At 73.7% G+C, this 24,813-nt stretch carries 20 protein-coding genes; 14 read left to right on the forward strand and 6 right to left on the reverse strand.

The genetic code is table 11. The annotated features are described in order from the left end of the window. Nucleotides 1-244 precede the first annotated feature (244 nt). The gene (locus tag ACH4EB_RS29050) at nt 245-955 is read right to left on the reverse strand and encodes a glycerophosphodiester phosphodiesterase (protein WP_398350857.1); all 711 of its coding nucleotides are present in this window, start codon (nt 953-955) and stop codon (nt 245-247) included. Nucleotides 956-1,041: 86 nt separating this feature from the next. After that, complete coding sequence (locus ACH4EB_RS29055) at nt 1,042-2,181, reverse strand: adenosine deaminase (protein ID WP_398350858.1); 1,140 nt, start codon at nt 2,179-2,181, stop codon at nt 1,042-1,044. 1,118 nt (nt 2,182-3,299) lie between these two features. Between ACH4EB_RS29055 and ACH4EB_RS29060 the strand changes: the two genes are divergently transcribed. Beyond that, on the forward strand, nt 3,300-4,025 hold the full coding sequence (locus tag ACH4EB_RS29060; RefSeq protein WP_398350859.1) for a DUF4190 domain-containing protein: 726 nt from the start codon (nt 3,300-3,302) through the stop codon (nt 4,023-4,025). On the opposite strand, the gene ACH4EB_RS29065 is transcribed toward ACH4EB_RS29060, so the two are convergent. Next, on the reverse strand, nt 4,022-4,693 hold the full coding sequence (locus tag ACH4EB_RS29065) for an NADAR family protein (protein WP_398350860.1): 672 nt from the start codon (nt 4,691-4,693) through the stop codon (nt 4,022-4,024). The genes ACH4EB_RS29060 and ACH4EB_RS29065 overlap by 4 nt on opposite strands. Before the next feature lie 201 nt (nt 4,694-4,894). Between ACH4EB_RS29065 and ACH4EB_RS29070 the strand changes: the two genes are divergently transcribed. The 10 genes from ACH4EB_RS29070 to ACH4EB_RS29115 all read left to right on the forward strand — a co-directional run bounded on the left by ACH4EB_RS29070 (nt 4,895) and on the right by ACH4EB_RS29115 (nt 15,346). Beyond that, nucleotides 4,895-6,412: a gamma-aminobutyraldehyde dehydrogenase gene (locus ACH4EB_RS29070; RefSeq protein ID WP_398350862.1), complete on the forward strand. Its 1,518-nt coding sequence runs from the start codon at nt 4,895-4,897 to the stop codon at nt 6,410-6,412. Nucleotides 6,413-6,483: 71 nt separating this feature from the next. Then, a complete protein-coding gene (locus ACH4EB_RS29075) occupies nt 6,484-7,143 on the forward strand; it encodes a hypothetical protein (protein WP_398350863.1) in 660 nt (219 codons plus the stop codon). A gap of 122 nt (nt 7,144-7,265) precedes the next feature. Continuing rightward, nucleotides 7,266-8,414, forward strand: coding sequence for an ABC transporter ATP-binding protein (locus ACH4EB_RS29080; RefSeq protein WP_398350864.1), 1,149 nt, complete (start codon nt 7,266-7,268; stop codon nt 8,412-8,414). Beyond that, nucleotides 8,411-9,343 carry an ABC transporter permease gene (locus ACH4EB_RS29085; RefSeq protein WP_398350865.1) on the forward strand — a complete coding sequence of 311 codons (933 nt, stop codon included), beginning with the start codon at nt 8,411-8,413 and terminating at the stop codon, nt 9,341-9,343. Before ACH4EB_RS29080 ends, ACH4EB_RS29085 begins: the two co-directional genes overlap by 4 nt. After that, the gene (locus ACH4EB_RS29090; protein ID WP_398350867.1) at nt 9,343-10,137 is read left to right on the forward strand and encodes an ABC transporter permease; all 795 of its coding nucleotides are present in this window, start codon (nt 9,343-9,345) and stop codon (nt 10,135-10,137) included. Before ACH4EB_RS29085 ends, ACH4EB_RS29090 begins: the two co-directional genes overlap by 1 nt. A 5-nt stretch (nt 10,138-10,142) precedes the next feature. After that, entirely contained in the window at nt 10,143-11,558 is a 1,416-nt protein-coding gene (locus ACH4EB_RS29095) for an NAD(P)/FAD-dependent oxidoreductase (RefSeq protein WP_398350868.1), read from the forward strand. Nucleotides 11,559-11,808: 250 nt separating this feature from the next. Next, the gene (locus ACH4EB_RS29100) at nt 11,809-12,261 is read left to right on the forward strand and encodes a hypothetical protein (protein WP_398350870.1); all 453 of its coding nucleotides are present in this window, start codon (nt 11,809-11,811) and stop codon (nt 12,259-12,261) included. A 482-nt stretch (nt 12,262-12,743) separates the two neighbouring features. Further along, complete coding sequence (locus ACH4EB_RS29105; RefSeq protein ID WP_398350871.1) at nt 12,744-12,980, forward strand: hypothetical protein; 237 nt, start codon at nt 12,744-12,746, stop codon at nt 12,978-12,980. A gap of 375 nt (nt 12,981-13,355) precedes the next feature. Beyond that, the gene (locus ACH4EB_RS29110) at nt 13,356-14,285 is read left to right on the forward strand and encodes a TauD/TfdA dioxygenase family protein (protein ID WP_398350872.1); all 930 of its coding nucleotides are present in this window, start codon (nt 13,356-13,358) and stop codon (nt 14,283-14,285) included. Beyond that, entirely contained in the window at nt 14,282-15,346 is a 1,065-nt protein-coding gene (locus ACH4EB_RS29115) for an L-tyrosine/L-tryptophan isonitrile synthase family protein (protein ID WP_398350873.1), read from the forward strand. Before ACH4EB_RS29110 ends, ACH4EB_RS29115 begins: the two co-directional genes overlap by 4 nt. On the opposite strand, the gene ACH4EB_RS29120 is transcribed toward ACH4EB_RS29115, so the two are convergent. Continuing rightward, a complete protein-coding gene (locus ACH4EB_RS29120; RefSeq protein ID WP_398350874.1) occupies nt 15,310-15,981 on the reverse strand; it encodes a phosphatase PAP2 family protein in 672 nt (223 codons plus the stop codon). The two genes, ACH4EB_RS29115 and ACH4EB_RS29120, sit on opposite strands and share 37 nt — an antisense overlap. 346 nt (nt 15,982-16,327) lie before the next feature. Then, nucleotides 16,328-17,677, reverse strand: a complete 1,350-nt coding sequence (gene gabT / locus ACH4EB_RS29125; protein WP_398350875.1) for a 4-aminobutyrate--2-oxoglutarate transaminase — start codon at nt 17,675-17,677, stop codon at nt 16,328-16,330. Between the two features lie 241 nt (nt 17,678-17,918). Here gabT and ACH4EB_RS29130 point away from each other — a divergent pair, with 241 nt between their 5' ends. Further along, nucleotides 17,919-20,066, forward strand: a complete 2,148-nt coding sequence (locus ACH4EB_RS29130; RefSeq protein WP_398350876.1) for an ATP-binding protein — start codon at nt 17,919-17,921, stop codon at nt 20,064-20,066. A 41-nt stretch (nt 20,067-20,107) separates the two neighbouring features. On the opposite strand, the gene ACH4EB_RS29135 is transcribed toward ACH4EB_RS29130, so the two are convergent. Continuing rightward, the gene (locus ACH4EB_RS29135) at nt 20,108-20,512 is read right to left on the reverse strand and encodes a RidA family protein (protein ID WP_398350877.1); all 405 of its coding nucleotides are present in this window, start codon (nt 20,510-20,512) and stop codon (nt 20,108-20,110) included. A 473-nt stretch (nt 20,513-20,985) separates the two neighbouring features. Here ACH4EB_RS29135 and ACH4EB_RS29140 point away from each other — a divergent pair, with 473 nt between their 5' ends. Both ACH4EB_RS29140 and ACH4EB_RS29145 read left to right on the forward strand, forming a co-directional pair. Then, nucleotides 20,986-22,650, forward strand: coding sequence for a PucR family transcriptional regulator (locus ACH4EB_RS29140; protein WP_398350878.1), 1,665 nt, complete (start codon nt 20,986-20,988; stop codon nt 22,648-22,650). 543 nt (nt 22,651-23,193) lie between these two features. Next, on the forward strand, nt 23,194-24,639 hold the full coding sequence (locus ACH4EB_RS29145) for an aldehyde dehydrogenase family protein (RefSeq protein ID WP_398350879.1): 1,446 nt from the start codon (nt 23,194-23,196) through the stop codon (nt 24,637-24,639). The last annotated feature ends 174 nt before the right edge of the window (nt 24,640-24,813 follow it).

The following is a 24,813-nucleotide window of genomic DNA, read 5'->3' on the forward strand; positions in this document are numbered from 1 at the left end:
TCGGTAGGCGTCGGAGCGCGGCGGTGCGTGCGGTGGTGGGCCCGGGGCGTGACGGAGCATGGCGCGTGCGGTGGTGGGGCCGGGGCGTGACGGTGCTTGGCGCGTGCGGCGGCGGCACCGGTACGCGTTGGAGCGTGGCGGTGCGTGCGGTGGTGGGGCCGGGGCCTGACGGAGCATGGCGCGTCCGGCGGCGGAACCGGCCGCGTCGGAGCGCGGCGGCGTGTGGTGGTGGGGCCGGTGCGCGTTAGAGCACGGGGCGTACGGCGGCCACCCGGTTGGTCGTGACGGCGTCGACGCCCGCGCGCTTGAGGCGGCGCGCGGCGCGGGGCGTGTCAGTGGTCCAGGCGGCGCACAAGTAGCCGGCGCCATGGGCCCGTTCGACCAGGTCGCGGGTGACCAGGCCGAAATGGTAGTTGAGCCAGCGGGGACGGACGCGGGCCAGCAGTTCGGGGCGGGGCGGGGCCGTCCGGCTCCAGGACAGGGCGAGTTCGGCGGTGGGGTCGGCAGCGCGGACGGCCAGCATGGACAGCCCGCCGCCGCAGTAGTACGCGCGGTCGGCGGTCCCGGACTCGCGAACTTCGCCGACGGCGGCCTGCGCGGCCGCGGGGTCAGGAAGGTCGACCAGAGTCCGGGCGGAGGGGTACTCGGCCGTGAGGGCGAGGGCGTCGCGCAGCGTGGGCACACCGCCGGCCGTCGCCTCGTGCACCTGGGCATACGTGAGCGAGGAGAGACGGCGGTCGTGGCCCCATAGTCGTTCCAGCGTCGGGTCGTGCAGCAGGACCGGTACCCGGTCGGCGGTCAGCCGTACATCGACCTCCACCGCGTCGGCGCCTGCTTCGAGCGCGGCGCGGAGCGAGGCCAGGGTGTTCTCACGGTGGTCGTACGGGGCGCCGCGATGGCCGATGACCGCGACCCGCCCGGCGGCGGACGCCAGTGTGGCGTGGCCGGTCGACATAGCTCGCGCCGCCGGGGCGGGGACAGGGACGGGACCCGGCGCCGATTCCGAGGCCGGGGACGGGGCGGGCGCGGGGCGCCCGGCCCTCACCGCGGCCACGCCGCGGTGTAGTCGTCGATCTCCGTGGCCAGCGCCGCCTTGGCGGAGGCATCCATGAACGAGGCCTCCACGGCGTTCTTGGCCAGGGCGGCGACCCCGGCGGCGTCGAGGTCCAGCAGGCGCGCGGCGACGCCGTACTCCAGGCACAGGTCGGTGCCGAACATCGGCGGGTCGTCACTGTTGATCGTCACCAGGACGCCCGCGTCGACCATCTCCTTGAGCGGATGCTCGTCGAGGGTGCGCACCGCGCGGGTGGCGATGTTCGAGGTCGGGCAGACCTCCAGCGGGACGCGGTGCTCGGCGAGGTGCGCCAGCAGCTTCGGGTCCTGGACGGAACTGGTGCCGTGGCCGATCCGCTCGGCGCGCAGGTCGGTGAGCGCGTCCCAGACCGTCTGCGGGCCGGTGGTCTCGCCGGCGTGCGGCACCGAGTGCAGGCCGGCGGCGATGGCGCGGTCGAAGTACGGCTTGAACTGCGAGCGCGGCACACCGATCTCCGGGCCGCCGAGCCCGAACGAGACCAGGCCCTCCGGGCGCAGGTCACAGGCGATCCGCGCGGTCTCCTCGGCCGCTGCCAGCCCGGCCTCGCCGGGAATGTCGAAGCACCAGCGCAGCACCACGCCCAGCTCGGTCTCCGCCGCACGGCGCGCGTCCTCTATGGCCTCGACGAAGGCCTCGTCCGGGATGCCGCGACGGGTGGAGCTGTACGGGGTGACGGTCAGCTCGGCGTAGCGGATGTTCTGCCGCGCCATGTCGCGGGCCACCTCGTACGTCAGCAGCCGGACGTCCGTGGCGTCGCGGATGAGGTCCACGACGGAGAGGTAGACCTGGATGAAGTGGGCGAAGTCGCGGAAGGTGAAGTAGTCGGTGAGCGCTTCGGGGTCGGTGGGGACCGCGGAGTCCGGGTGGCGGGCGGCCAGCTCGGCCACGATGCGGGGGGACGCCGATCCGACGTGGTGGACGTGCAGCTCCGCCTTGGGCAGTCCGGCGATGAAGGCGTCGAGATCGGACAACGGTTCCTCCTGGCGAAGGGCGAGCGGGGCATGCTGCGGACGGGGGCCATCGTACGTATGCGGGCGCCTGTCGCCCGAACGGTGCAGGTCTTGGTGAAACGGTGCAGGTCTTAGCATGGTCGGACAGTAAAAGTGGGGGGAATGTGGGGGTGTCGATGTCCGACAGTCAGCAGCCTGAGCCGCGCGACCCGTGGGCGCCGCCGGAGGACCGACGCCGGTCGGCCGCGCCGCCGGCGGGTGTGCGGGCGGCGGGCGTGCGGACGGTGTCGGGTGCGCCGGTGCAGACCGGACCGCGGCCGCCTGCTCCGGCGGCGGCCGCGCCCGCGGCGCACGAGTCTGCCGAGGCAGGCGCCGGGGTGGCTGCACCTGCGACGGACGGACAGGAGACCCCGGGGACTCCGGACAGGGCTGACGCTCCGACTCTCGACGCTCCGGGCAAGGCGAGCACCCCGGGCAGGCCTGGCGCCAGGGGAAACCCGCATGGGGCGACCGCCCCGGGCGCTACGCATGGGGCGAGCGCTACCGATCGGATGGATGCTGCGGACCGGGCGGCTGCCGCAGATCGGGAGGATGCTGCGGACCGGGTGGGCGCTGCGGACCAGATGGGTGTCGCGGACCGGACGGATGCTGCCGATCGGCCGGGCGTTTCGGGTGCCTTGGGCGCCTCGGCCCGTCCAGAACAGCCGGGTACCAAGGCCGTGTCTTCGGAACAGCCGAGGGCCAAGGCTGCCTCAGGCGAGCCGGATGCCAACGCTGCTTCGGATGAGGTGGGCGCCAAGGCCGTTTCGGAACAGCCGGATGCCCATACTGCTTCAGACGAGCCGAGCGCTAACGCGACGTCGGACGAGCCGGGTGTCACGGCGGCCCCGGACCAGACGGGCAAACTGGACAAGTCGTGCAAGTCGGGCGCCCTGGGTTCTCCGAGCGCTGCGGACAGACCGAGTGCTCCGGCTGCTTCGGACGAGCCGGACGACCTGAACAGCCCGAGCGCCGCGGGCACACCAATTTCCCCAGGTGCTCCAGTCGCTTCGGATGGTCTGGACGGCCCCGCCGTTCTGGGGAAGGCAAACGCCCCAGGCGGTCGGTACGACGTTCCGCCGCCGCCCCCCGCGCCCGGTGTGGCGGGCGGGTACGCGCCGCCTGGTTCCGGAGTGCCGCCGATAGCCGGCGCCGGGGCGAACGGGGCGCGGCCCGAGGCCCCGTACGGGGCCGGGGAGCAGCCGTACGGTGACGGCATGCACGCGTACGGCACCGCGCCCCGTCCCGGCGGCACCGCCGGTACCGGTGGCTGGGGCGATGCTCCGTACCCGGGTGGCCTTCCGGGGCAGCAACTGCCGCCCGGGTACCAGCCCTACTGGATGCCTGCCGGTCCGAACAACGGGTTCGGTACGGCCGCTCTCGTCCTCGGGATCAGCGGCGCCGCGCTCTTCTTCACCATGGTCTTCGGCCTCGCCCTCGGTGTGCTCGCGATCATTTTCGGCGGCGTCGGGCGCATGAAGGCGAACAGGAGGGAGGCGAACAACGGCGGAAGCGCGCTGGCCGGGATGATCCTGGGTGGTGTGGCGATCCTGCTGAGCGTGCTCATGGTCGGCTACGTCGTGGTGGCGAGCGCCACCTACGAGGGCGACGACGATCCGTGGACCCCCGGCTACTCCGACGATTCGGGCCCCGGCGGCTCCACCTCCGGCGGATCCGGTTCCGACGACGAGGAGGACCCGGACACGTATGAGGCCGCACCCGCCCCGGGCCCCCGCACGTACGTGGCCGCACCTGCTGCCGGCCCCCGTACGCACGGGACCGTACCCACCGCGAGGGCCCGCACGTACGAGGTCGCCCCCACCCCGGCCCCCCGCACGTACGAAGCCGCCCTCACGCCCTCAACCGCGCCCGGGCCGGCCGCTGTCCCGGATCTCGCGGGCTTCCCGGCCCGGTCCGGCACCCAGCTCGTCGCCCTGGCCTAGCTCTCCACGGACGCCCCTTCCGCCATCAGCCGCTGCCGTGCCTCCATGAGGGCGAAGCCGAGCAGGTTCAGCCCGCGCCAGCGCGCCGGGTCCTGGGCGCGCTCGTCGTCGGCGGCCAGCCCGATGCCCCACATGCGGTCCAGCGGGCTGGCCTCGACGAGTACGCGGGAGCCCGTGCCGAGCAGATGGTCGCGCAGGGCCGCGTCCTGGCCGAACTTGTGGACGTTGCCTGCGACCACGTACTCGAAGCGGTGCCGCTCCCATTCCGCGCTGTCGAAGCCGCGCACCGAGCGGCCGGCGTCCTTCGCCTGCTTCGGGTGGACGGCGGCTATCGCCTGTCGCTCCGCATCCGCGTCGCCGAACAGCCGGGCCTTGCAGGCCATCATCCAGTGCTCGGCGGTGGCATACCGCACGCCGTCGACCGTGAACGGAGCGGGCCACCACTGGCTGAAGCAGCTCGCGCCGAGCTGCCCGTCGCGGCGGGGCGCATGGCCCCAGAAGTAGACGTACTCGTGCCGGGCACCGGCGGCGGCCGCCGCGACCAGCTCCGCCACCGACCGCGGCCCGTCGGCCCTCACCACGCCCGCCTCGGTCCCGGACACCGCGTCCGTCGCCGTCCCGCTCTTCGGCTGGTTCATCCCCGTACCCCCCGTGCTGTCGTGCATCATGCCGGGATTCTGTCAGCGGGCACTGACAACGTGTCGGGGGGCCCACGACGGAATTCGCAGAATCCGTCGCGTAATCAAAAGGCAACAACGGAATCCCTTGTTGAGGTCCTGCCCCTCTGTCAAGATCAGCCATCGATTCCGGAAAGAGCTACGCCTGGGTGTGCCGCCGAGCGGCCCCGGCGCCCGGCGGAGGAGAGCACCATGGAGCAGCGATTCGACGTGAACGAACGTTTCGCCGAGGGCGCGCAGTACCTCGCCGGCGAGCTTCGGGAGGGCACTTCCGGCCGGACCCAGCAGGTGGTCGACCCGGCCACCGGTGAGCAGGTGTACGGCTACCGGCTGGCCTCGACGGCCGACGTGGACGCGGCCGTACGGGCCGCCGAGGACGCCTTCCCGGCGTGGGCGGGCGCGACCCCGGGCGAGCGCTCCGACGCCCTGCACCGCTTCGCCACCGTCCTCGGCGAGCGGGCCGGCGAACTGGCTTACGCCGAGTCGCTCCAGTGCGGCAAGCCGATCAAACTCAGCGCGGAGTTCGACGTACCGGGGTCGGTCGACAACGCGGCCTTCTTCGCGTGCGCCGCGCGACACCTGGAGGGCAGGTCGGCGGGGGAGTACAGCCCCGACCACACCTCCATGATCCGCCGCGAGCCCATCGGCGTCGTCGGCTCCATCGCGCCATGGAACTACCCCCTCCAGATGGCTGCCTGGAAGGTGCTGCCGGCCATCGCCGCGGGCAACACGATCGTCCTCAAGCCCGCCGAGATCACCCCGCTGACCTCGGTGATGTTCGCTCAGGCGGCGACCGAGGCGGGCATCCCGGACGGGGTGCTCAACATCGTCTCCGGCGCGGGCCGGGAGGCCGGCGAGCACCTGGTCGCCCACCCCGGCGTCGCCATGACCTCCTTCACCGGGTCGACAGCGGTCGGCAAGCGGGTCGCCGAGATCGCCACCAGTACTGTCAAGCGACTGCACCTCGAACTCGGCGGCAAGGCGCCCTTCGTGGTCTTCGACGACGCCGACCTGGAGGCCGCGGTGCACGGCGCGGTGGCCGGCGCCCTGATCAACTCGGGGCAGGACTGCACCGCCGCCACCCGCGCCTATGTGCAGCGCCCGCTGTACGACGCGTTCGTCGGCGGCGTCGCCGACCTGATGGCGACCGTACGGCTCGGTGACCCGTTCGACCCCGCCACCGACCTCGGCCCCCTCATCTCGCACGCCCAGCGCGACCGGGTCGCCGGATTCGTCGAGCGCGCCCGGTCGTACGCCACCGTCGTCACCGGCGGTGAGGCCCCCCAGGGCGACCTGGCCAAGGGCGCGTACTACCGGCCCACGCTCATCACGGACGCCGCGCAGGACAGCGAGGCCGTACAGAGCGAGATCTTCGGTCCGGTGCTGGTCGTGCTGCCCTTCGACAGCGACGACGAGGGGATCGCGCTGGCCAACGACACCCCGTACGGCCTCGCGGCCTCCGCGTGGAGCCGGGACGTCTACCGCACCGGCCGGGCCACCCGCGAAATCAAGGCGGGCTGCGTCTGGGTCAACGACCACATCCCGATCCTCAGCGAGATGCCGCACGGCGGCTACCGGGCCAGCGGCTTCGGCAAAGACATGTCCGTGTACTCCTTCGAGGAGTACACGCAGGTCAAACACGTCATGTACGACAACACCGGGGCTGCCAGGAAGGACTGGCACCAAACCGTCTTCGGGGACCGCGCCTGAAAGCCGGCCTGAGAGCAAGGCGGCAGCCGCCGCACGGGGCCGCACCGGCTCATCCTGAAAGGGCACCGCGCATGGACGACACCCAGAAGCCAGGGAGCCTGTCCCCGCCCGAACCGGCCGCCGTACGGCGCGGTCTCACCGACGGGCGGATGGCCGGGACCTGGCGGTCGCCGCTGCGCGCGAGCGTGACGGGGGCGCTCGCGGCCGACGGGCTCGGTGCGCTGTCGGCCTGCGGCACCCCGCTCGCGGGCCTTACGGGCGCGGGGCGGCCTATGGACCACTCCGGGCAGGAGAAACGTGTCGTCTTCGCCAACTGGGCGGCGTACCTGGGCGCCGGCGCCGTCGGTGGACGCCGGCCGCGCCTGGATGCCTTCACCCGTCGTACCGGCATCACGGGGCGGCACACGGAGGACACCAACGACAATGACGAGCACTTCGGCGAGGCCCGGGCCCAGACGCAGCTCGCGGCGGGCCAGGACACCGGCCGGGGTCTGATCGTGCTCACCGACCGGATGTGTGCCCGAATGACCGCGCTGGTCCGGCCCCAGAAGCCGGACCCGGCCGCCCTGCCGCACGCGTGTCCACCTCTCCCCGAAGTTCCGCGATCCGGGCCGGGGCCCGGGACGTGCCCGCTCCTACCCCTGGGCGGGCATCCCGGCGGTCATCACGTACCACGCGATGAGGAGCACCAGGACTCCGCCCGGAAGCTCGCCGACCTCACCGGCGCCTGAGGCCGGCCCATGGGGCGGCCCGCCCCGTACGCCGTCCGACCACGCACCGGCCCGCTCCGTATGCCGTCCGCCGCCCGGCCACGCACCGGCTCGCGCCCGCCCTCCGACCCACGGGACCACCCATGACACCGACCTCCGGTGGCGACGTCCGCCTCTCCGGGATCAGCAAGACCTACGGCTCCTTCACCGCCGTCCACCCGCTCGATCTGACGGTCCCGGCGGGCTCCTTCTTCGCGCTGCTGGGCGCCTCCGGCTGCGGCAAGACCACCACGCTGCGCATGATCGCGGGCCTGGAGGACCCGTCCACCGGCACCGTCACACTGGGCGGCAGGGACGTCACCGCGCTGCCCCCGTACAAGCGCCCGGTCAACACCGTTTTCCAGAACTACGCGCTCTTTCCGCACTTGGACATCTTCGAGAACGTCGCGTTCGGCTTGCGCCGCCGCGGCATCAAATCCGTGAAAAAAAAGGTCGAGGAGATGCTCGACCTGGTCGAACTCGGTCCGATGGCGCGCCGTAAACCACAGCAGCTCTCCGGCGGACAGCAGCAGCGCGTCGCGGTGGCGCGCGCCCTGATCAACCACCCGCAGGTGCTCCTCCTGGACGAGCCCCTCGGCGCCCTCGACCTCAAACTGCGTCGCCAGATGCAGCTCGAACTCAAGCGCATCCAGACGGAGGTCGGCATCACCTTCGTCCACGTCACCCACGACCAGGAGGAGGCCATGACCATGGCCGACACGGTCGCGGTGATGAACGGCGGCCGGGTCGAGCAGCTCGGCGCCCCCGCCGATCTGTACGAGAACCCCGGCACCACCTTCGTCGCCAACTTCCTGGGCACCTCCAACCTCGTCGAGGCCGAGGTGGTGACGGCGGACGGCGACGAGCTGCTGCTCACCGCGGGCGGCAGCAAGCTGCGGCTGCCCGCCGGGCGATGTCGCGCCACGCCCCGTACCGGCGGCACGGTCCTGGCGGGCGTACGGCCGGAGAAGATCAGCCTCACGCACGCCGACGACGCGGGGACGGTCGCCGCCGGCCGCAACCGGCTGACCGGCCGCATCGCACACGCCGGGTTCCTCGGCGTCAGCACGCAGTACGTCGTCGAGTCCCCGGGCACCGGACGCCTCGCCGTCTACGAGCAGAACGTCGAACGCGACCCGCGCCTGGTGCCCGGCGCCGAGGTCGTCCTGCACTGGAGCCCCGCGCACACCTTCGGCCTGGACGCCGCCCAGGACATCGAGGCGGGCGCGGACACCGGCGAGGAGGCCGCATGACGACGACCACCGAGGCGCCACCGCCGCCCGCCGCCGGGGACGTGCCGGAGGTCCGCAGGCGCGGCGCACGCAAGCGGCTCGTCCCGTACTGGCTGCTGCTCCCCGGCATCCTGTGGCTGGTCGTCTTCTTCGCCGCGCCGCTCGTCTACCAGGCGTCCACGTCCGTGCAGACCGGCTCCCTCGAAGAGGGCTTCAAGGTCACCTGGCACATCGCCACCTACTGGGACGCGCTCGGTGAGTACTGGCCGCAGTTCCTGCGCTCCGTCGGCTACGCCGCCACCGCGACCGTGCTCTGCCTGCTGCTGGGCTACCCGCTCGCGTACCTCATCGCCTTCAAGGCGGGCCGCTGGCGCAACGTCGTGATGATCCTGGTCGTCGCCCCGTTCTTCACCAGCTTCCTGATCCGCACGCTGGCCTGGAAGACGATCCTGGCGGACGGCGGCCCCGTGGTCGGCGTGCTGAACTCGCTGCACGTCCTGGATGTGACGAGCTGGCTCGGGCTGACCGAGGGGCAGCGGGTGCTGGCCACGCCGCTGGCGGTGGTCTGCGGTCTGACGTACAACTTCCTGCCGTTCATGGTGCTGCCGCTGTACACCTCGCTGGAGCGCATCGACCCGCGGCTGCACGAGGCCGCCGGCGATCTGTACGCCCGGCCGGCCACCGCCTTCCGACGGGTGACGTTCCCGCTGTCCATGCCGGGCGTGGTGGCCGGCATGCTGCTGACCTTCATCCCCGCCGCCGGCGACTACATCAACGCCGAACTGCTCGGCTCGACCGACCAGAAGATGATCGGCAACGTCATCCAGTCGCAGTTCCTGCGCGTCCTGGACTACCCGACCGCCGCCGCGCTCTCCTTCATCCTCATGGCGGCCATCCTCGCCATGGTCACCCTCCACATCCGCAAGTCCGGGACGGAGGACCTGGTCTGATGGCCGTGCTCCGGTGGCTGCGCCGCCACCTCGTCGTGCTCGCGGGCCTCGGTACGCTCGGGTACCTGATCCTGCCCAACCTCGTCGTCCTGGTCTTCTCCTTCAACAAGCCCAACGGCCGCTTCAACTACGAGTGGCAGCGCTTCTCGACGGACGCCTGGGCCGACCCGTGCGGCGTCGCCGACCTGTGCGGGGCGCTGGGCCTGAGCCTGCGCATCGCCGTCTGGTCTACGGTCGGCGCGACCGTACTCGGCACCATGATCGCCTTCGCGCTGGCCCGCTACCGCTTCCGCGCCCGGTCTGCCGTCAACACGCTGATCTTCCTGCCGATGGCGATGCCCGAGGTGGTGATGGCTGCCTCGCTGGCCACGCTGTTCCTCAACATGGGGATCCGCTTCGGGTTCTGGACGATCCTGATCGCGCATGTCATGTTCTGCCTGAGTTTTGTCGTCACGGCGGTCAAGGCCCGCGTGATGAGCATGGACCCGCGCCTGGAACAGGCCGCCCAGGACCTCTACGCGTCCCCCGCACAGACGTTCCTGCGAGTGACCCTGCCGATCGCCGCGCCCGGCATCGCGGCCGGCGCGCTGCTGTCCTTCGCGCTCTCCTTCGACGACTTCATCATCACGAACTTCAACGCCGGCTCCACTGTGACGTTCCCCATGTTCGTCTGGGGATCCGCGCAGCGCGGCACACCCGTTCACATCAATGTCATCGGAACGGCGATGTTCCTGATCGCCGTGCTCTGCGTCTTGGGAGGGCACCTGCTCTCCGGACGCCGGAAGAGGAGCTGAGAACCATGGCACGAGCTGCCATGACCACCCCCGCCCACGCCCTCGCGGATGCCGCCCCCGTCCCCTTCTGGCTGGACGACGCGGACCGCCCCGCCGCCCTCCCCGCCCTCGTCGGCGACGAACGCACGGACCTGCTCGTCGTCGGCGGCGGCTACTCCGGCCTGTGGACCGCCCTGCTCGCCAAGGAACGCGACCCCGGACGCGACATCGTCCTGGTGGAGGGCCAGGAGGTCGGCTGGGCCGCGTCCGGCCGCAACGGAGGCTTCTGCGCCGCCTCCCTGACCCACGGGCTCGGCAACGGCCTGGACCGCTGGCCGAACGAGCTGGGGAAACTGGAGGAACTCGGCGCCCGCAACCTCGACGCCATCGAGGACGCCGTCACCCGCCACGGCATCGACTGCGCCTTCGAGCGCACCGGCGAGATCGACGTCGCCACCGAACCCCACCAGGTCGCCGAACTGAAGGAAGGCGCCGAACAGGCCGCGCGGCTGGGCCTGCCCGGCGTGGAGTTCCTCGACCGCGAGGCGCTGCGCGCCCAGGTCGACTCCCCGACCTTCCTGGCGGGCCTCTGGAACCGTACGGGCGTCGCCATGCTCAACCCGGCCCGCCTCGCCTGGGGCCTGAAGCAGGCATGCCTGGACCTCGGCGTACGGATCTACGAGCACACGCCCGCCACCGCCCTCGCCGCCGACGGCGTGGGCATGGCCGCCCGCACCCCGTACGGACGGGTCTTCGCCCGCCGGGTCGCCCTCGGCACCAACGTCTTCCCGTCCCTGGTGCGGCGCGTCCGCCCGTACGTCGTGCCCGTCTACGACCACGCGCTGATGACCGAGCCGCTCTCCGCCGAACAGCGGGCCGCCATCGGCTGGCAGGGCCGCCAGGGCCTGTCCGACAGCAACCACCACTTCCACTACTTCCGCCTGACCACCGACAACCGCATCCTGTGGGGCGGTTACGACGCCGTCTACCGCTTCAACGCGACGGTCCGGGCCGAGTACGACCACCGCCCCGCCACGTACGAGAAGCTGGCCCGGCACTTCTTCCAGTGCTTCCCGCAGCTCGCGGGCGTGCGCTTCACGCACGCCTGGGGCGGCGCCATCGACACCTGCTCGCGGTTCTCCGCCTTCTTCGGCACCGCGCACGCCGGCCGGGTCGCCTACGCCGCCGGGTACACGGGGCTGGGCGTGGGTGCCACGCGGTTCGGCGCCGAGGTCATGCTCGACCTCCTGGCGGGGGAGCGGACCGAGCGCACCGAACTGGAGATGGTCCGCAAGAAGCCCCTGCCGTTCCCGCCGGAGCCGCTGCGCTGGGCCGGGATCGGCCTCACGCAGTGGTCCATGACACGGGCCGACACACATGGTGGGCGGCGCAACCTGTGGCTGCGGGCGATGGACAGGGCCGGGCTCGGCTTCGACAGTTGAGGAATGCGGGCCCGGCCCGGCCCGTTTCCGGCCCTGGTTGCTGACGGTGCGCCCGTCTGGACCCGGGTGCGCCGCGGCACACGCCCCCTGCGCACCCGTACCGCGCACCCTGCGCAGCCGCACACCACCACGCGCCCCTGACTGCTTCCGTTTTCCGCGAAAAACCCCGGCAAACCCGTGTAAGGATGCCGCCTCCGCTGCCTCTCACCGGGCGGACAGCGGTCCGAGCGGACCGCGGAAGCGAGGAGACATGGACGCCGCGGGGGCCAAGAACGCAGTGGCGTGGCTGGTCACGGTGGCAGCGGACCCGGATGCCTGCCGGTGGGAATGGGAGCGAAACCCCCTCGGGGTCGCCCTGCTCCTGGCCGGCCGGCTCTGGGACGTGCTGATCGTGCCCGGTGCGCTGGGACGGCCGACGCTGGACGTACTCAACCGCGTACTGGAGCAGCCGGGACCGGTCCTGGCGGACTTCGGGGGCACCCGTACGGGATTCTTCGTGCCGCCCGGCACGGCGGCACGCTGGCTCGGCACGGGGGTGCGCGGCGCGGGCGACGGAAGCTGGATCGTGGTGCCGTACCCCGGGCGGGCGACGGGCGGCGTGCGCTGGCTGGTCGTCCCGGACGGTACGGGCCGGCTCACCGAACCGGCGGTGCTGGAACTGGCGATGCACGAGGCCGCCGCGAGGATCGCCGGGGACCGGTGAGGGCGGGGCGGCGGCCGCGTGGGGCCGGGAATGGGCGTGTTCCTCTCGACGGGGCGTGGAGCCGCCCGGGGCCGGGGCCGGGGCTGAGGCCGGGGCCGGGAGCCGTGGTTCGTGGTCCTGGGTGGGGCGTGTGGGCGCGTGGGGCGGGGGTGCCCCGCCGGGGGCCCGACGGGGCGGGCGCATGGGGCGCCTGTTGCTTCCAGGAGCCGTATCTCCGGGGGTCATGCGGGCCGTAGGAGCACGTGCTCGGACGGCTGGCGTCGGCCGGAGCCGAGGTCCGCACCGCCGCCGTGCCGCCTCCCCCCGCATGCTGGTCGCCGACCGGCGGTCCGCGCTCTTCCGCGCGGCCCCTGAGGGGCACCATGGCGGCCGCCGTCTCCGGTACGGGTGCCCGGTGTCGTCTCCGCGCTGAGCCCGCTGTTCGACGGGGTGGGGCAGCGACGGAACGGCTGGGCCTGTCGCCGGCCCGCGGCTTGGGCCTGGTGCATGCGGCGGAGGACGTCGCCCAGCAGCGCCTCGCCGCGCTGCAACTGTTCGCCGGGGGGCATCCGGATGCCACGGTCGCCCGGCGGCTGGGCAACTCGTCCCGTACGGCACGCCGGATCGCGACCGGCGCGATGGCGGAGATGAAGGCACGGGGCCGGTTCCGGGCGGGCGTGCTCGCCGCCCAGCCGGGTCCTCTGCCGCCGCCCCTTCCCGGCGCGCGCGGGCCCGAATGAGCCATGGCCGGTTCGGGGCGCCACGGCCGCCAGTTCGGGCAACGGCCGATCCGGATCACGGCCGATTCGTGGCCACCCGGCGTGCCATTCCCGCGCGAGGCAGTGGCGCGCGGCACGGGCCCGAACGGGCCACGGACGGTCCGGTCCACGGCCGACCCGGGGCGCCACGGCCACCGGTTCAAGCCACAGTCGGTCCGGTTCACGGCCGATGCGGAGCCACCCGGCGCGCCACTCCGCGCGGGCCGGTGGCGGAAAAGTGGCGGGCGGCGGCGCGATGTCGTCCGCGCCATGGAAAGTTCTTGAACTCTCAAGCACTGTTCGCTGTACCGCGCCTGGGGCCGTCCGGCCCGGCGCGACGCCTTCCGGAGAGGAGCCATGACGTCCCCAGCCGTCCACGCGTCCGGCCCGACTGCCGACGACGCCCCTGACGACACCCGGCCCTGGTCGACGGCCGCACCCGGCCCCTTCGGCGTCCTGGTCACCGCGACCGGGCCAGGCATCCCGGTCACCGCCGTCCCCGTACCGTGGCTGCGTGACCTGACCCGCCGTCACCACCTCGTGGCCTTACGGGGGTTTGCCGCACCCGCCGACGCCGAGGCGCTCGACGCGTACGCGCGTGCCTGGGGCGAGGTGATGGAGTGGCCGTTCGGCACGGTCTTCGACGTCCGCGCCCACCAGGATCCCGAGGACCACGTCTTCGACACCGGTTTCATGCCGCTGCACTGGGACGGCATGTACGTCGAGTTCGTCCCCGAGTTCCAGATCTTCCACTGCGTCGCGGCCCCCGGGGCGGCCGACGACGGCGGCACGCTCTTCTGCGACACCACCCGCGTCCTCGCCGACGCCGACCCCGAGACCCTGGAGCGCTGGCGCGGCCTGACGCTGCGCTATCGCAACGCCAAGGTCTCCCACTACGGCGGACTCGTCGTCTCGCCGCTGATCGAACCGCACCCCGACGCCGGATTCCCGGTCCTGCGGTTCCTCGAACCGGTGCCGGACGGCGAGCACATCATCAACCGGCCGGACGTGCGCATCGACGGTCTGGAGGGCGAGGAGGAGGCCGCCGAACTGGCCGCCATCCGCGCCGCCACGTACGACCCCCGCCACCACTACGTTCACACCTGGCAGCAGGACGACGTCGTCATCGCCGACAACTACACCCTGCTGCACACCCGTGTGCCCTACCGCCGCGGACTCCCGCGCCACCTGCGCCGCGTCCACGTCCTGGGCGATCCCCCGCTGCCCAGCCACGTCCACGACCACCGGGACACCACCGGGACCGACACCCGGCGAGGGGCCGCATGACCGTGACGTACGGGCAGCATGCCGAGCGCCTGGGGCCAGGGGAGGACGAGGGGGACATCGCGTACGCGGCCCGCACGGAGCGGTACTGCGCCCAGATCCTGGAGCTGCTCCTGCCGCACCGGCGGCCCGTCGGTGCCCCGGCGGACACGCGGGCCGACGGCGGCGACGGCGCCGACGGGGCCGACGTCCGCGCCCACGACCGCCACCACCCGGAGCGGTGCTTCACCGAGCAGCTCGCCCAGATCCGCGGCTTCGTCGCCCGCCGCGAACCGGTGCTGCTGACCCTGCCGGCGTTCCCCTGCAAGTCGCCCAACCCCGCCAAGGTCACCGGCCACCTCCCCGACCTCGGCGAACTGCTCTCGCTGCGCTTCCTGGACGACCTGTGTGCCGCGATCGGCGCGGTCTACCCGCCCGGCGCCCGGCTGCTGATCTGCTCGGACGGCCATGTCTTCGGCGACCTGATACGCGTCCCGGACGCGCACATCGACGCGTACGGCAAGGCGCTGCGCGACATGATCGACACCAACGGCCTGCGGCACATCGACACCTTCGGTCTCGACCATGTCTACGACGGCCGCAGCTACGACGAGAAGCGCGCGCTGCTGGAGGAGGACCACGCGCAGAGCATGGAGGAACTGCGGGCCGAGGTACGGGCCGGGGGACCGGCGCTCAGCCACTACCGCGGCACCATCCGGTTCCTGGTCGAGGACACCGCGCAGTGGACCGGCTCCAAGTCCCAGTTGCAGCGCGAGTGCCGCGGCCGCGCGTACGGCGTCCTACGGCGCAGCCGGGCATGGGGCGAACTGATAGCCCACCATTACCGGCAGACCGTACGGCTCTCCATCCACCCGCAGGCCTGTGGCGCGGCGAAGTTCGGGATCGCACTGCTGGAGGCGGAGGACAACTGGCTCACGCCCTGGCACGCCGTCGTCGTGCAGACCGGCACGGACCGCTTCCGGCTGATGAAGCGGCATGAGGCGGAGCGGGTGGGGATCCCGGCGGGGCCGAGCTGGCGCCCGAGCCACTACATCGCGTCGGAGCTGTTCGGCGTCGCGAGCTGACCGTCCTGCCGCCGGTGCGGACGGCCCGCCCACCGCCCGCACACCGCCGCGCAGGCCGCGAGCAGCATCCCGGCCAGGCACCAACTGGCCAGTACGTCCAGTGGCCAGTGATAGCCGCGGCGCACCAGGCCGATGCCGACCGCCAGGTTCAGCAGCCCGACGACGAGGGCTGCGACACCGGTCGGCATCGGCCCGCGTGGCCGTACACGCAGCGCGGTGAGCAGCAGGGCCACCGCCCCGTACGCGACCGCCGCCGTCGCCGCGTGCCCAGAAGGGAAGAAGCCGCTGTGCAGGCCGCCGGCCATCTCCGGCGGCCCTGGCCGGCCCAGCCAGGTCTTCAGGGGCACCACCAGCGCGGGCACCACGGCCATCGTCAGCAGGGCGGCCGCCGGAGGCAGCCACCAGCGGGGCGCGGCTGCCCGCCGTCCGCGCCAGGCCGCGTGCAGCGCCGCGAGGGCCAGCACCGGCAGCGCGACGGCCGTGTCGCCGAGGTCGGCGAAGAACTCCGCCAGGGCGGTGGGAACGGAGCCGTGGACGACGGCGCGGCCGAGGCGCTCGTCCAGCGCACGGAGCGGACCGCCGGAGGCCACCTGCCAGGTGAGCACCGCGAAGAGCGTGGCGCACAGCACGCCCACCCACAGGAGGGGGCGGCGGAAGAAGGCCGGCCGCCTCGGAACAGGGGGGGTGGTTCCGAGGCGGCCGCGCTGACCGGAGCGCCGCGCGCCCCGGGGGGTATGGGGCGGGCGGCCGTCCGATCGGTGAGGATCCCCGGGGCGCGGGGCCCCGGATGCGTGCGCGAGGGCACGGCCCGGGCCGAGCTGGGGAAGCGTCGGCCGGGCGGCGCTCACAGTCACCTGTGAGCGGGGTGTTTCTCTCATCTGCAGAAACCGTACGGCAGGGAAGCGGGGCCGGACAGCCGGATCACCTGCCCGCCATGGGCCCCGCACACATTCTTCACGACCTGCCTATGACGGCTTCGGGTCACACCGTCGCGAGCGCACTCTCGATGATGTTCAGGCCCTCGTTCAGCAGGTCCTCGCCGATGACCAGCGGCGGCAGGAAGCGCAGCACGTTGCCGTACGTGCCGGTGGTCAGCACCAGCAGGCCCTCCTGGTGGCAGGCCGCCGCCAGTGCCGCGGTCGCCTTCGGGTTCGGCTCCTTGGAACCGGACTCCACGATCTCGATGGCGATCATCGCGCCCCGGCCGCGGACCTCGCCGATGATGTCGTGCTTGTCCGCCATCGCCTGCAGCCGCGGCTTCATGATCTCGCCGATCCGCCGGGCCTTCGCGTTCAGGTCCAGCTCGCGCATGGTCTCGATGGAGCCGAGCGCCGCCGCGCAGGCGACCGGGTTGCCGCCGTAGGTGCCGCCGAGGCCGCCCGCGTGCGCCGCGTCCATGATCTCGGCGCGGCCGGTGACGGCGGCCAGCGGCAGGCCGCCCGCGATGCCCTTGGCAGTCGTGATCAGGTCGGGGACGATGTTCTCGTCCTCGCAGGCGAACCACTGACCGGTACGGCAGAAGCCGGACTGGATCTCGTCCGCGACGAAGACGATGCCGTTCTCCTTCGCGAAGTCCGCGATGGCGGGCAGGAAGCCCTTGGCCGGCTCGATGAAGCCGCCCTCGCCGAGCACCGGCTCGATGATGATCGCGGCCACGTTCTCCGCGCCGATCTGCTTGGTGATCTGCGAGATGGCCTGCTCGGCGGCCTCCTGCGCGCAGTTCTCCGGGCCGGTCAGCCAGCGGTAGGGGTAGGCCAGCGGCACCCGGTAGACCTCGGGCGCGAACGGGCCGAAACCGTGCTTGTACGGCATGTTCTTCGCGGTCAGCGCCATCGTCAGGTTCGTCCGGCCGTGGTAGCCGTGGTCGAAGACGACGACCGCCTGGCGCTTGGTGTACGCCCGGGCGACCTTGACGGCGTTCTCGACCGCCTCCGCGCCGGAATTGAACAGCGCCGACTTCTTCGCGTGGTCGCCCGGGGTCAGCTCGGCGAGCTGCTCACAGACCTCCACGTACGGCTCGTAGGGCGTGACCATCACACAGGTGTGGGTGAAGTCGGCGAGCTGCGCGGTGGCGCGGCGCACCACGGCCTCCGCGCTGTTGCCGACCGAGGTCACGGCGATGCCGGAACCGAAGTCGATGAAGGAGTTGCCGTCGACGTCCTCCAGGATGCCGCCGCCCGCGCGCTTGGCGAAGACGGGCAGCACCGCCCCTACGCCGCCGGCCACCGTGGCCTGCTTGCGGGCCCACAGCTCCTGGGACTTGGGGCCGGGGATCGCGGTGACGACGCGACGCTCCTGGGGGAGGGTGGGGCCTCCGGACAGTTCGGTCATGGCAGTCTCCTGGGGGTGGAACGGGGCGTACTGAAGGGGTTGTGCTCGCAGGCTAGGGGGCGGAGCGGGACGTCGGCATGTTCCGTTCGGGAGAAGTGCGCGTGTTGCGTTGTCCGCACCGGACATAGCGGCGCGCCGCGGCCAGTAGATTGAGCGGCGGCGTACGCAGGGAACAGCAGGGCGCGCGGGCGGGCCAGTCCGCCCCGCGCCCGCACGTCTCAAGGGGGACGAGGGGCACCGGATGGACACCGAGGGCACGCAGCACGACGCACCGCACACCCGCACCGACCACCCCCTACCCCGCCCCGCGGCACCACCGCTCCCGTCCGCCCCGCCGGCCGCCCCACGCATCCCGCCGGTGCCGTCGGGCCCGCCCGCCGCGCACGAGGACGGTACGTTCCTGCGCTGGCTGCGCGCGCCCCGCCGGGCCGCCGCGCCCGGCATCTGGACGTACGGGCACGTGCCCAGGCCCGAGGAGAGCCCCGACCGGGTGCCCACCCGGCAGCTCGTCACCGGCGCGCTGATCTCGTTCCTGTGCGGCTGGCTGCTGTGGTCGCTGCTCTGGAACGGCTATCTCGGCCCGTACTGGATCTACCCGCTGCTGCTGCTCACGCCCGACTCCTGGCGCTCGGCCGGCGGCGACAAGATGATCTTCGTCTGGCTCACTTACCTCTACTACGCCCTCTTCCTCGCCCTCCTCGTCCTCGTCTTCGGACGCCTCGGACGCTGGGCCGAGCTGGGACGGCGCTGCCTCGGGCCGCTCCTGCGCCGCGCCCGGAAACGCCGCCCCGACGCCGTACCGGAGCCGCAGGAGGACCGCGCCCAGTGGCCCGCACTGCGCGCGGGCGGCGCGCCCGACGCCGCCGACAAGCTCGCCGCCGAGACCTTCGCCGGCCGCATGAACGACGTCGACGTGGCGCGCGTCGAACGCGCCTGGCAGTCCGTGCGCTCCGGCAGGAACTCCCTCGCCTCCTTCACCGACACCGTCCTGCGCCATGGCGCCGCCGCCTGCGCCCACCCCTCCGGCCTGCGCGACCTGCCCGCCCGCACGGCCCACCACGACCTGCTCGCCCACCAGGTGCGCATCGGCACCGCCGCCGACCACCCGCGCAACCCCCACCGGCACCGCGGTACGGGCTTCGCCCTCGACCCGGCGCTGCTCGGCACCTCCCTCCTGGCCGTCGGCCCGCCCGGCTGCGGCAAGACCACCCGCGTGGTGCGGCCGGTCGTGGAGGCCATGTGCCTCCAGGCCCTGGCCGGACGGAGCGCGGTGGTCGCCGTCGGCGCGGCCGGCTCCGCGCTCGGCCCCGACGACGCCTTCGACGCGGTCGTACGGATCGGCGCCTCCGAACCGGACTGCGACCTCGACCTGTACGGCGGCACCACCGACCCCGACGAAGCGGCCGGCATCCTCGCCGAGGCGCTCGTCGGCGACCTGGCCGCCACCCTCCCCGGCGGCGACAGCCGACGCGCCGCGACCGCGCTCGGCCAGTTGCTCGGACCGTTCCGCGCCGCGCGTGGCCGCTTCCCGTCCGTACCCGAACTCCGCGAACTCCTCGACGGCTCGGCGACCGCGCTCGCCTCGCTGCGGACCGCGCTGGAGACCACCGAGTCCCATCCGCTGCTGCGCGAACTGGACGCCCGCGCACGGCAGTCAGGGCGCCCCGGCGACATCGGCGACCTCCTCGCCGACCGCGTCGCCCTCCTCGACCGCCCCGCCTTCGCCCCGTACTTCGACCCCCGGGGCGGCGACCGCCAGCTCTCCCTGCGCTCCCTGGACCACCCGCTGCGGGTCCGCATCGACCTGCCCGAACGCGGCCACGCCGAGGCGTCGCGCATCCTGGCCCGACTGGTACTGGCCCAGTTCACCGAGTGCGCGGCGGCCCGCGGCGACCGGTCGCTCTTCGCCTGCCTGGTGCTCGACGACGCGGCGCACACCGTCACCGCCGAGTCGCTGCGCGGCCTGCAACGGCTGCGCGCCGCCAACGCGGGCGTCCTGATGACCCTGCGCTCCCTCGACGACGTCCCCGAAGCGCTGCGCAGCGCGCTGCTGGGCGCGGTGGGCTGCCGGATGGCGTTCGCGGGCGTGACGACCTGGGACGGGGCGCGGTTCGCGGAGGTATGGGGCAAGGAGTGGGTCGAGACGCGGGACGTGACCGACCGCCAGATCATCGCGGAGGGCGCCGCGATGAAGGCGTTCCACCTCTTCCGTCACCTGGTCACCGGCAAGGCCGTCACCGCCAAGGCCGTCACCGTCCGCACCGTCGAACGCGAACGCTGGTCCGCCTCCGACCTGGCCAACTCCGTCCCGCCGGGACACGCGGTGCTGTCGGTGACGTCGGTACGGGGGGAGCACGCGCCGCCGGTGCTGGTGGATTTGCGCGGATGAGGCGGGCCCGGTCGGGGTCCGCTCCCGGCCGGCGGCCCGGCTCAGTCCTCCCGCACCACCCCCGTCGCCGTGATCTCCACCAACTGTCCCGGATAGCCGAGGACGGTGACGCCCACGAGCGTGGACGTGTGCGGGCCCGTGGAGAGGGCCGAGGCGCGGACCTCGTCCCAGGCGGGGGAGAGCTCCTCGGTGGTGGTGGCGGCCACGTACACCGTGCTGGCGATCACCCGGTCCAGGCCGCTGCCGGCCTCCTCCAACTGGGCCATGAGGTTGGCGAGCACCTGGCGGGTCTGGGCGGCGAGGTCGCCCGGGCCGACGAGATCGCCGTTCGCGTCCAGCGGGACCGCGCCCGCGGTGAAGACCAGGCGCTCACCCGCCTCGACGACGGCGGCGTGCGAGTAGCGCGGGGGCGGGAACAGGCCGGGAACGGTCGTGAAGCGGGCCATCGGGGCTCCTTCGGGGCGTGTGTGCGGGGCGGCCGTAGGCGGTGCCGCAACGGTCGTGGCGATCAGCTCACGGCCGGACCGGGCGCGTCCACCGGTTATTGCCGGCCGGTCGCCGGGCCCGGCCCGAGACCGCTCCGCGCGGTACGGCTGGGGCCGCTCCGTGCCGTGCTGCTGGGGCCGCCCCGTGCTGCCGGGGCCGCTCCGTGCTGCTGGGGCCGCTCCGTGCTGCTGGGGCCGCTCCGTGCTGCCGGGGCCGCTCCGTGCCGTGCTGCCGGCACGGTCCGCCCCGAGGCGCCGGGGCCACCCCCGCCCCGTGCTGCCGGCACCGCCTCGCCCCGTACGGCCGTGTCCCCATCGATCCCGCCCCCGCACCCCTCCGCTGAGGCAGAATCGGCAGCGACCGTTCATACGGGACGGCGAAGAGCCGGCCCGACGACAGCACGCCCGCCCGCCGACGCCCCACCGAAGGTCCCATGCCGCACACGCTCGCCTCCCTGGCCCACCACTCCGCGCTCAAGCTGACGGTGCTCGCGGGCCGGGACCGGCTGGACACCCCCGTGCGCTGGGCGCACGCCAGCGAGCTGATCGACCCGGTGCCGTACATGGAAGGCGGCGAGCTGCTGCTCATCACCGCCCTCAAACTGGACGCCGAGGACCCGGAGGCGACCCGCAGGTACGTGCGGCGGGTGGCGGGCGCCGGTGTCATCGGGCTCGGCTTCGCGGTCGGCGTCAACTACGAGGACGTGCCGGCGGCGCTGGTCACCGCCGCCGCCGAGGAGGGCCTGCCGCTGCTGGGCGTGCCCCGCAGCACCCCGTTCATCGCCATCAGCAAGGCCGTCTCCGCCGCGGTCGCCGCCGACCAGTACCGCGCGGTGACCGAGGGCTTCGAGGCGCAGCGCGAACTGACCCGGGCGGCCCGCGGCGCCGCGGGCCCGGCCGAGCTGCTGGCCCGGCTCGCCGCGCACCTCAAGGGCTGGGCCGCGCTGTACGACGCGTCCGGCGCGGTGGTCGCGGCGGCCCCCGACTGGGCCGCCCGCCGCGCCGCCCGGCTCGGCGGCGACGTGGGGCGGCTGCGCGAGCGCCCGGCCCCCGCCAGCTCCGTGGTCAGCGACGCCGAGGGCGACGACCGCGTCGAGCTGCAGTCCCTGGGCACCGGGCGCCGGGCGCGCGGCGTCCTCGCGGTCGGCACGGGCGCGCCGCTGGGCACCGCCGAGCGCTTCGCCGTGCACTCCGCCGTCGCCCTCCTGACCCTGACCACCGAACGCTCCCGCGCCCTCCAGGAGGCCGAACAGCGGCTCGGCGCCGCGGTGCTGCGGATGCTGCTGGCCGGTGAGCCGGACCACGCGCGGACGGTCGCGGGCCGGCTGTACGGCGGGCTCCTGGACGCGCCCTTCAGGGTCCTGGTCGCCGAGCCGGTCGTCGCGGACGGCACGGAGCCCGGCGCCGCGCCGTCCGCCCCGGACGCGCTCGCCGACGCCATGGAGTCGGCGGCGGCCCGCACCGGCGAGGCGGTGCTGGCCGTACCGGAAGGCGCCCGGCTGGTCGTGCTGGCCGCCGACGGCGGGGCCGCCGTCGAGGCCTGCGCCGAGCACGCCGCCGTGGCCGAGACCCGGTTCGGCGGGCAGCCGGTGCCGCGCGGGCGCTCCGTGCGGGCCGAGGCGGGGCGGCCCGGTGCGGGGCTGGCCGTCGGCCTGTCCGCACCGTCCGGGCCGCGGGACGCCGCCCACGCCTACCGCCAGGCCGAACAGGCCCTGTCCGTCGCCCGCCGTCGCGGGCGGGTGCTCGTCGAGCACGAGGACGTGGCGTCCGGTTCCGTTCTGCCGCTGCTGGCCGACGACGCCGTACGGGCCTTCGCCGACGGCCTGTTGCGCGCGCTGCGCGACCATGACGCCACCGGCCGCGGCGACCTCGTCGCCTCCCTGCACGCCTGGCTGTCCCGGCACGGCCAGTGGGACGCGGCCGCCGCCGACCTGGGCGTGCACCGGCACACGCTGCGCTACCGGATGCGGCGGGTGGAGGAGATCCTCGGCCGCTCGCTGGACGACCCGGACGTACGGATGGAGCTGTGGCTCGCCCTGAAGGCGACGGCGGCGGTCGCGGAACCGTACGCGGACGATTCCGGGGAGCAGCAGCCATAGGGGAGGGGCAGGGCAGGGCGGCTGAGCGGTGGCCCGGCCCGCCCGCCGCCCCGGGCGGCCCGTCCCAGTGGCGCGCCCACCGGGCCAGACCGTTCCCGGTGGACCGGTCGCGGCGGCCCGCTCGCCGCCCCAGGCCGCTCCCGGCTAGTGGTTCGTCCGCCGCTTCAGACCATCCCAGCGGCCCGCCTACCGCCCCATGCCGCCCCCGACCGGCGGCCCACCCACCGCCCCAGGCCCCGGCCAACGGCCCGCCTACCGCCTCATGCCGCCCCCGACCGGCGGCCCACCCACCGCCCCAGGCCCCGGCCAACGGCCCGCCCACCGCCCCAAGCCACCCCACCGCCCCGCCCCCGCCGCCCCGCCCCGACCGCTCACCCACCACCCCGAGCCCGCTCCCCGCCGCCCGTACGCCAATGCGGCGGGCCGCGTCGTGCGACTACTCCGTGCCGGACAAACGCCGCGACCGCACCCCGCCCCTACGGTGGTCCCAGGCCCGCGAGGGCCGTCCGTACCACCCCCACTTCGGAAGGGCCGGGACCCACTGTGACTTCCCCCACCGCCTTTTGGCTCGCCGGTCGCCAGGCCATCGGCGAGGACACCTTCGACGTCACCTCCCCCTGGGACGGCCGCCTCGTCGGCACGGTGAGCGTTCCCACCGAGGCCCAGACCGAGGAGGCCGTCGCGGCCTCCGTCGCCGTGCAGGAGGCGTTCGCCGCCACCCCCGCCCATGTGCGTGCCGCGGCGCTGGACCATGTGCAGCGGCGCCTGGTGGAGCGCACGGAGGAGATCGCCCGGCTCATCTCCGCCGAGAACGGCAAGCCCATGAAGTGGGCCCGCGGCGAACTCGGCCGTGCGGTGTCCGTCTTCCGCTTCGCGGCCGAGGAGGCCCGCCGCTTCAACGGCGGCGACGCGCAGCGCCTGGACACCGACGCGGGCGGCGCCGGCCGGCTCGCGCTGACCCGCCGCTTCCCGCGGGGCACGGTGCTGGGCATCGCGCCCTTCAACTTCCCGCTGAACCTCTGCGCCCACAAGATCGCCCCGGCGATCGCGGCGGGTGTGCCGATCATCCTCAAGCCGGCCCCGGCCACCCCGCTGTCCGGTCTGATCCTCGGCGAGCTGCTGGCCGAGACCGACCTGCCGGCCGGCTCCTGGTCGATCCTGCCGGTGACCAACGACCGGATGCCGGCGCTGGTGCGGGACGAGCGGCTGCCGGTGATCTCCTTCACCGGTTCCGAGCAGGTCGGCTACTCGATCATGGACTCGGTGCCGCGCAAGCACTGCACCCTCGAACTGGGCGGCAACGGCGCGGCCGTGGTGCTGGCGGACTACGCCTCCGAGGCCGACCTGGACTGGGCTGCCCAGCGCATCGCCACCTTCTCCAACTACCAGGGCGGCCAGTCCTGCATCTCCGTGCAGCGGGTGATCGCCGACGCGTCCGTCTACGACCGGCTGGTGCCGAAGATCGTGGCCGCCGTCAACGCGCAGGTCACCGGCGACCCGTCGGACGACGCGACCGAGGTCGGCCCGCTGGTCAGCGAGGACGCCGCCAAGCGCGTCGAGGCGTGGGTGGACGAGGCCGTCGGCGCGGGCGCGAAGCTGCTCGCGGGCGGCAAGCGGGACGGCGCCTCCTACGCGCCGACCGTGCTGGAGAACGTGCCCGCCGGCGCGACCCTGGCCTGCGAGGAGGTCTTCGGTCCGGTCCTGAGCCTGACGAAGGTGGACGGCGAGGAGGCGGCGTTCGCCGCCGTCAACGACTCCAAGTACGGCCTCCAGGCGGGCGTGTTCACCCACGACGTGCAGACCGCCTTCCGGGCGCACCGCGCGCTGGAGGTCGGCGGCGTGATCGTCGGCGACGTGCCGTCCTACCGTGCCGACCAGATGCCGTACGGCGGCGCCAAGCAGTCCGGCGTGGGTCGTGAGGGCGTGCGCTTCGCGATGGAGGACTACACGTACGAGCGGGTGCTCGTACTGACCGGCCTGGACCTCTAGGACCGGCTCTGGGGCCGGCTCCAGGACTGGTCCCAGGACCGGCCTGGGCCTCCAGGCCGACCTGGGCCTCCAGAGTCGGCCCGGCCCCCTGGGGCCGGCCCCGGCGTCGCACCGGCCCTCTGGGGCCGGCCCCGCCGCCGGCCGGCGGCGCGCGGACGGCGGGCAACGCGCTCC

Origin of the sequence: Streptomyces sp. NPDC018045 (assembly GCF_044327445.1) — a bacterium.
Taxonomy (GTDB): domain Bacteria; phylum Actinomycetota; class Actinomycetes; order Streptomycetales; family Streptomycetaceae; genus Streptomyces.

Bases quoted from the DNA above. Each gene is read 5' to 3' on its own strand.
- ACH4EB_RS29060 (WP_398350859.1), top strand. From the start codon at position 3,300: ATGCACGCGTACGGCACCGCGCCCCGTCCCGGCGGCACCGCCGGTACC.
- ACH4EB_RS29130 (WP_398350876.1), top strand. From the start codon at position 17,919: ATGGACACCGAGGGCACGCAGCACGACGCACCGCACACCCGCACCGAC.
- ACH4EB_RS29065 (WP_398350860.1), bottom strand. From the start codon at position 4,693: ATGATGCACGACAGCACGGGGGGTACGGGGATGAACCAGCCGAAGAGC.
- ACH4EB_RS29100 (WP_398350870.1), top strand. From the start codon at position 11,809: ATGGACGCCGCGGGGGCCAAGAACGCAGTGGCGTGGCTGGTCACGGTG.
- ACH4EB_RS29090 (WP_398350867.1), top strand. From the start codon at position 9,343: ATGGCCGTGCTCCGGTGGCTGCGCCGCCACCTCGTCGTGCTCGCGGGC.
- ACH4EB_RS29070 (WP_398350862.1), top strand. From the start codon at position 4,895: ATGGAGCAGCGATTCGACGTGAACGAACGTTTCGCCGAGGGCGCGCAG.
- ACH4EB_RS29085 (WP_398350865.1), top strand. From the start codon at position 8,411: ATGACGACGACCACCGAGGCGCCACCGCCGCCCGCCGCCGGGGACGTG.
- ACH4EB_RS29075 (WP_398350863.1), top strand. From the start codon at position 6,484: ATGGACGACACCCAGAAGCCAGGGAGCCTGTCCCCGCCCGAACCGGCC.
- ACH4EB_RS29115 (WP_398350873.1), top strand. From the start codon at position 14,282: ATGACCGTGACGTACGGGCAGCATGCCGAGCGCCTGGGGCCAGGGGAG.
- ACH4EB_RS29095 (WP_398350868.1), top strand. From the start codon at position 10,143: ATGGCACGAGCTGCCATGACCACCCCCGCCCACGCCCTCGCGGATGCC.
- ACH4EB_RS29135 (WP_398350877.1), bottom strand. From the start codon at position 20,512: ATGGCCCGCTTCACGACCGTTCCCGGCCTGTTCCCGCCCCCGCGCTAC.
- ACH4EB_RS29140 (WP_398350878.1), top strand. From the start codon at position 20,986: ATGCCGCACACGCTCGCCTCCCTGGCCCACCACTCCGCGCTCAAGCTG.
- ACH4EB_RS29050 (WP_398350857.1), bottom strand. From the start codon at position 955: ATGTCGACCGGCCACGCCACACTGGCGTCCGCCGCCGGGCGGGTCGCG.
- gabT (WP_398350875.1), bottom strand. From the start codon at position 17,677: ATGACCGAACTGTCCGGAGGCCCCACCCTCCCCCAGGAGCGTCGCGTC.
- ACH4EB_RS29055 (WP_398350858.1), bottom strand. From the start codon at position 2,181: ATGCTAAGACCTGCACCGTTTCACCAAGACCTGCACCGTTCGGGCGAC.
- ACH4EB_RS29110 (WP_398350872.1), top strand. From the start codon at position 13,356: ATGACGTCCCCAGCCGTCCACGCGTCCGGCCCGACTGCCGACGACGCC.
- ACH4EB_RS29080 (WP_398350864.1), top strand. From the start codon at position 7,266: ATGACACCGACCTCCGGTGGCGACGTCCGCCTCTCCGGGATCAGCAAG.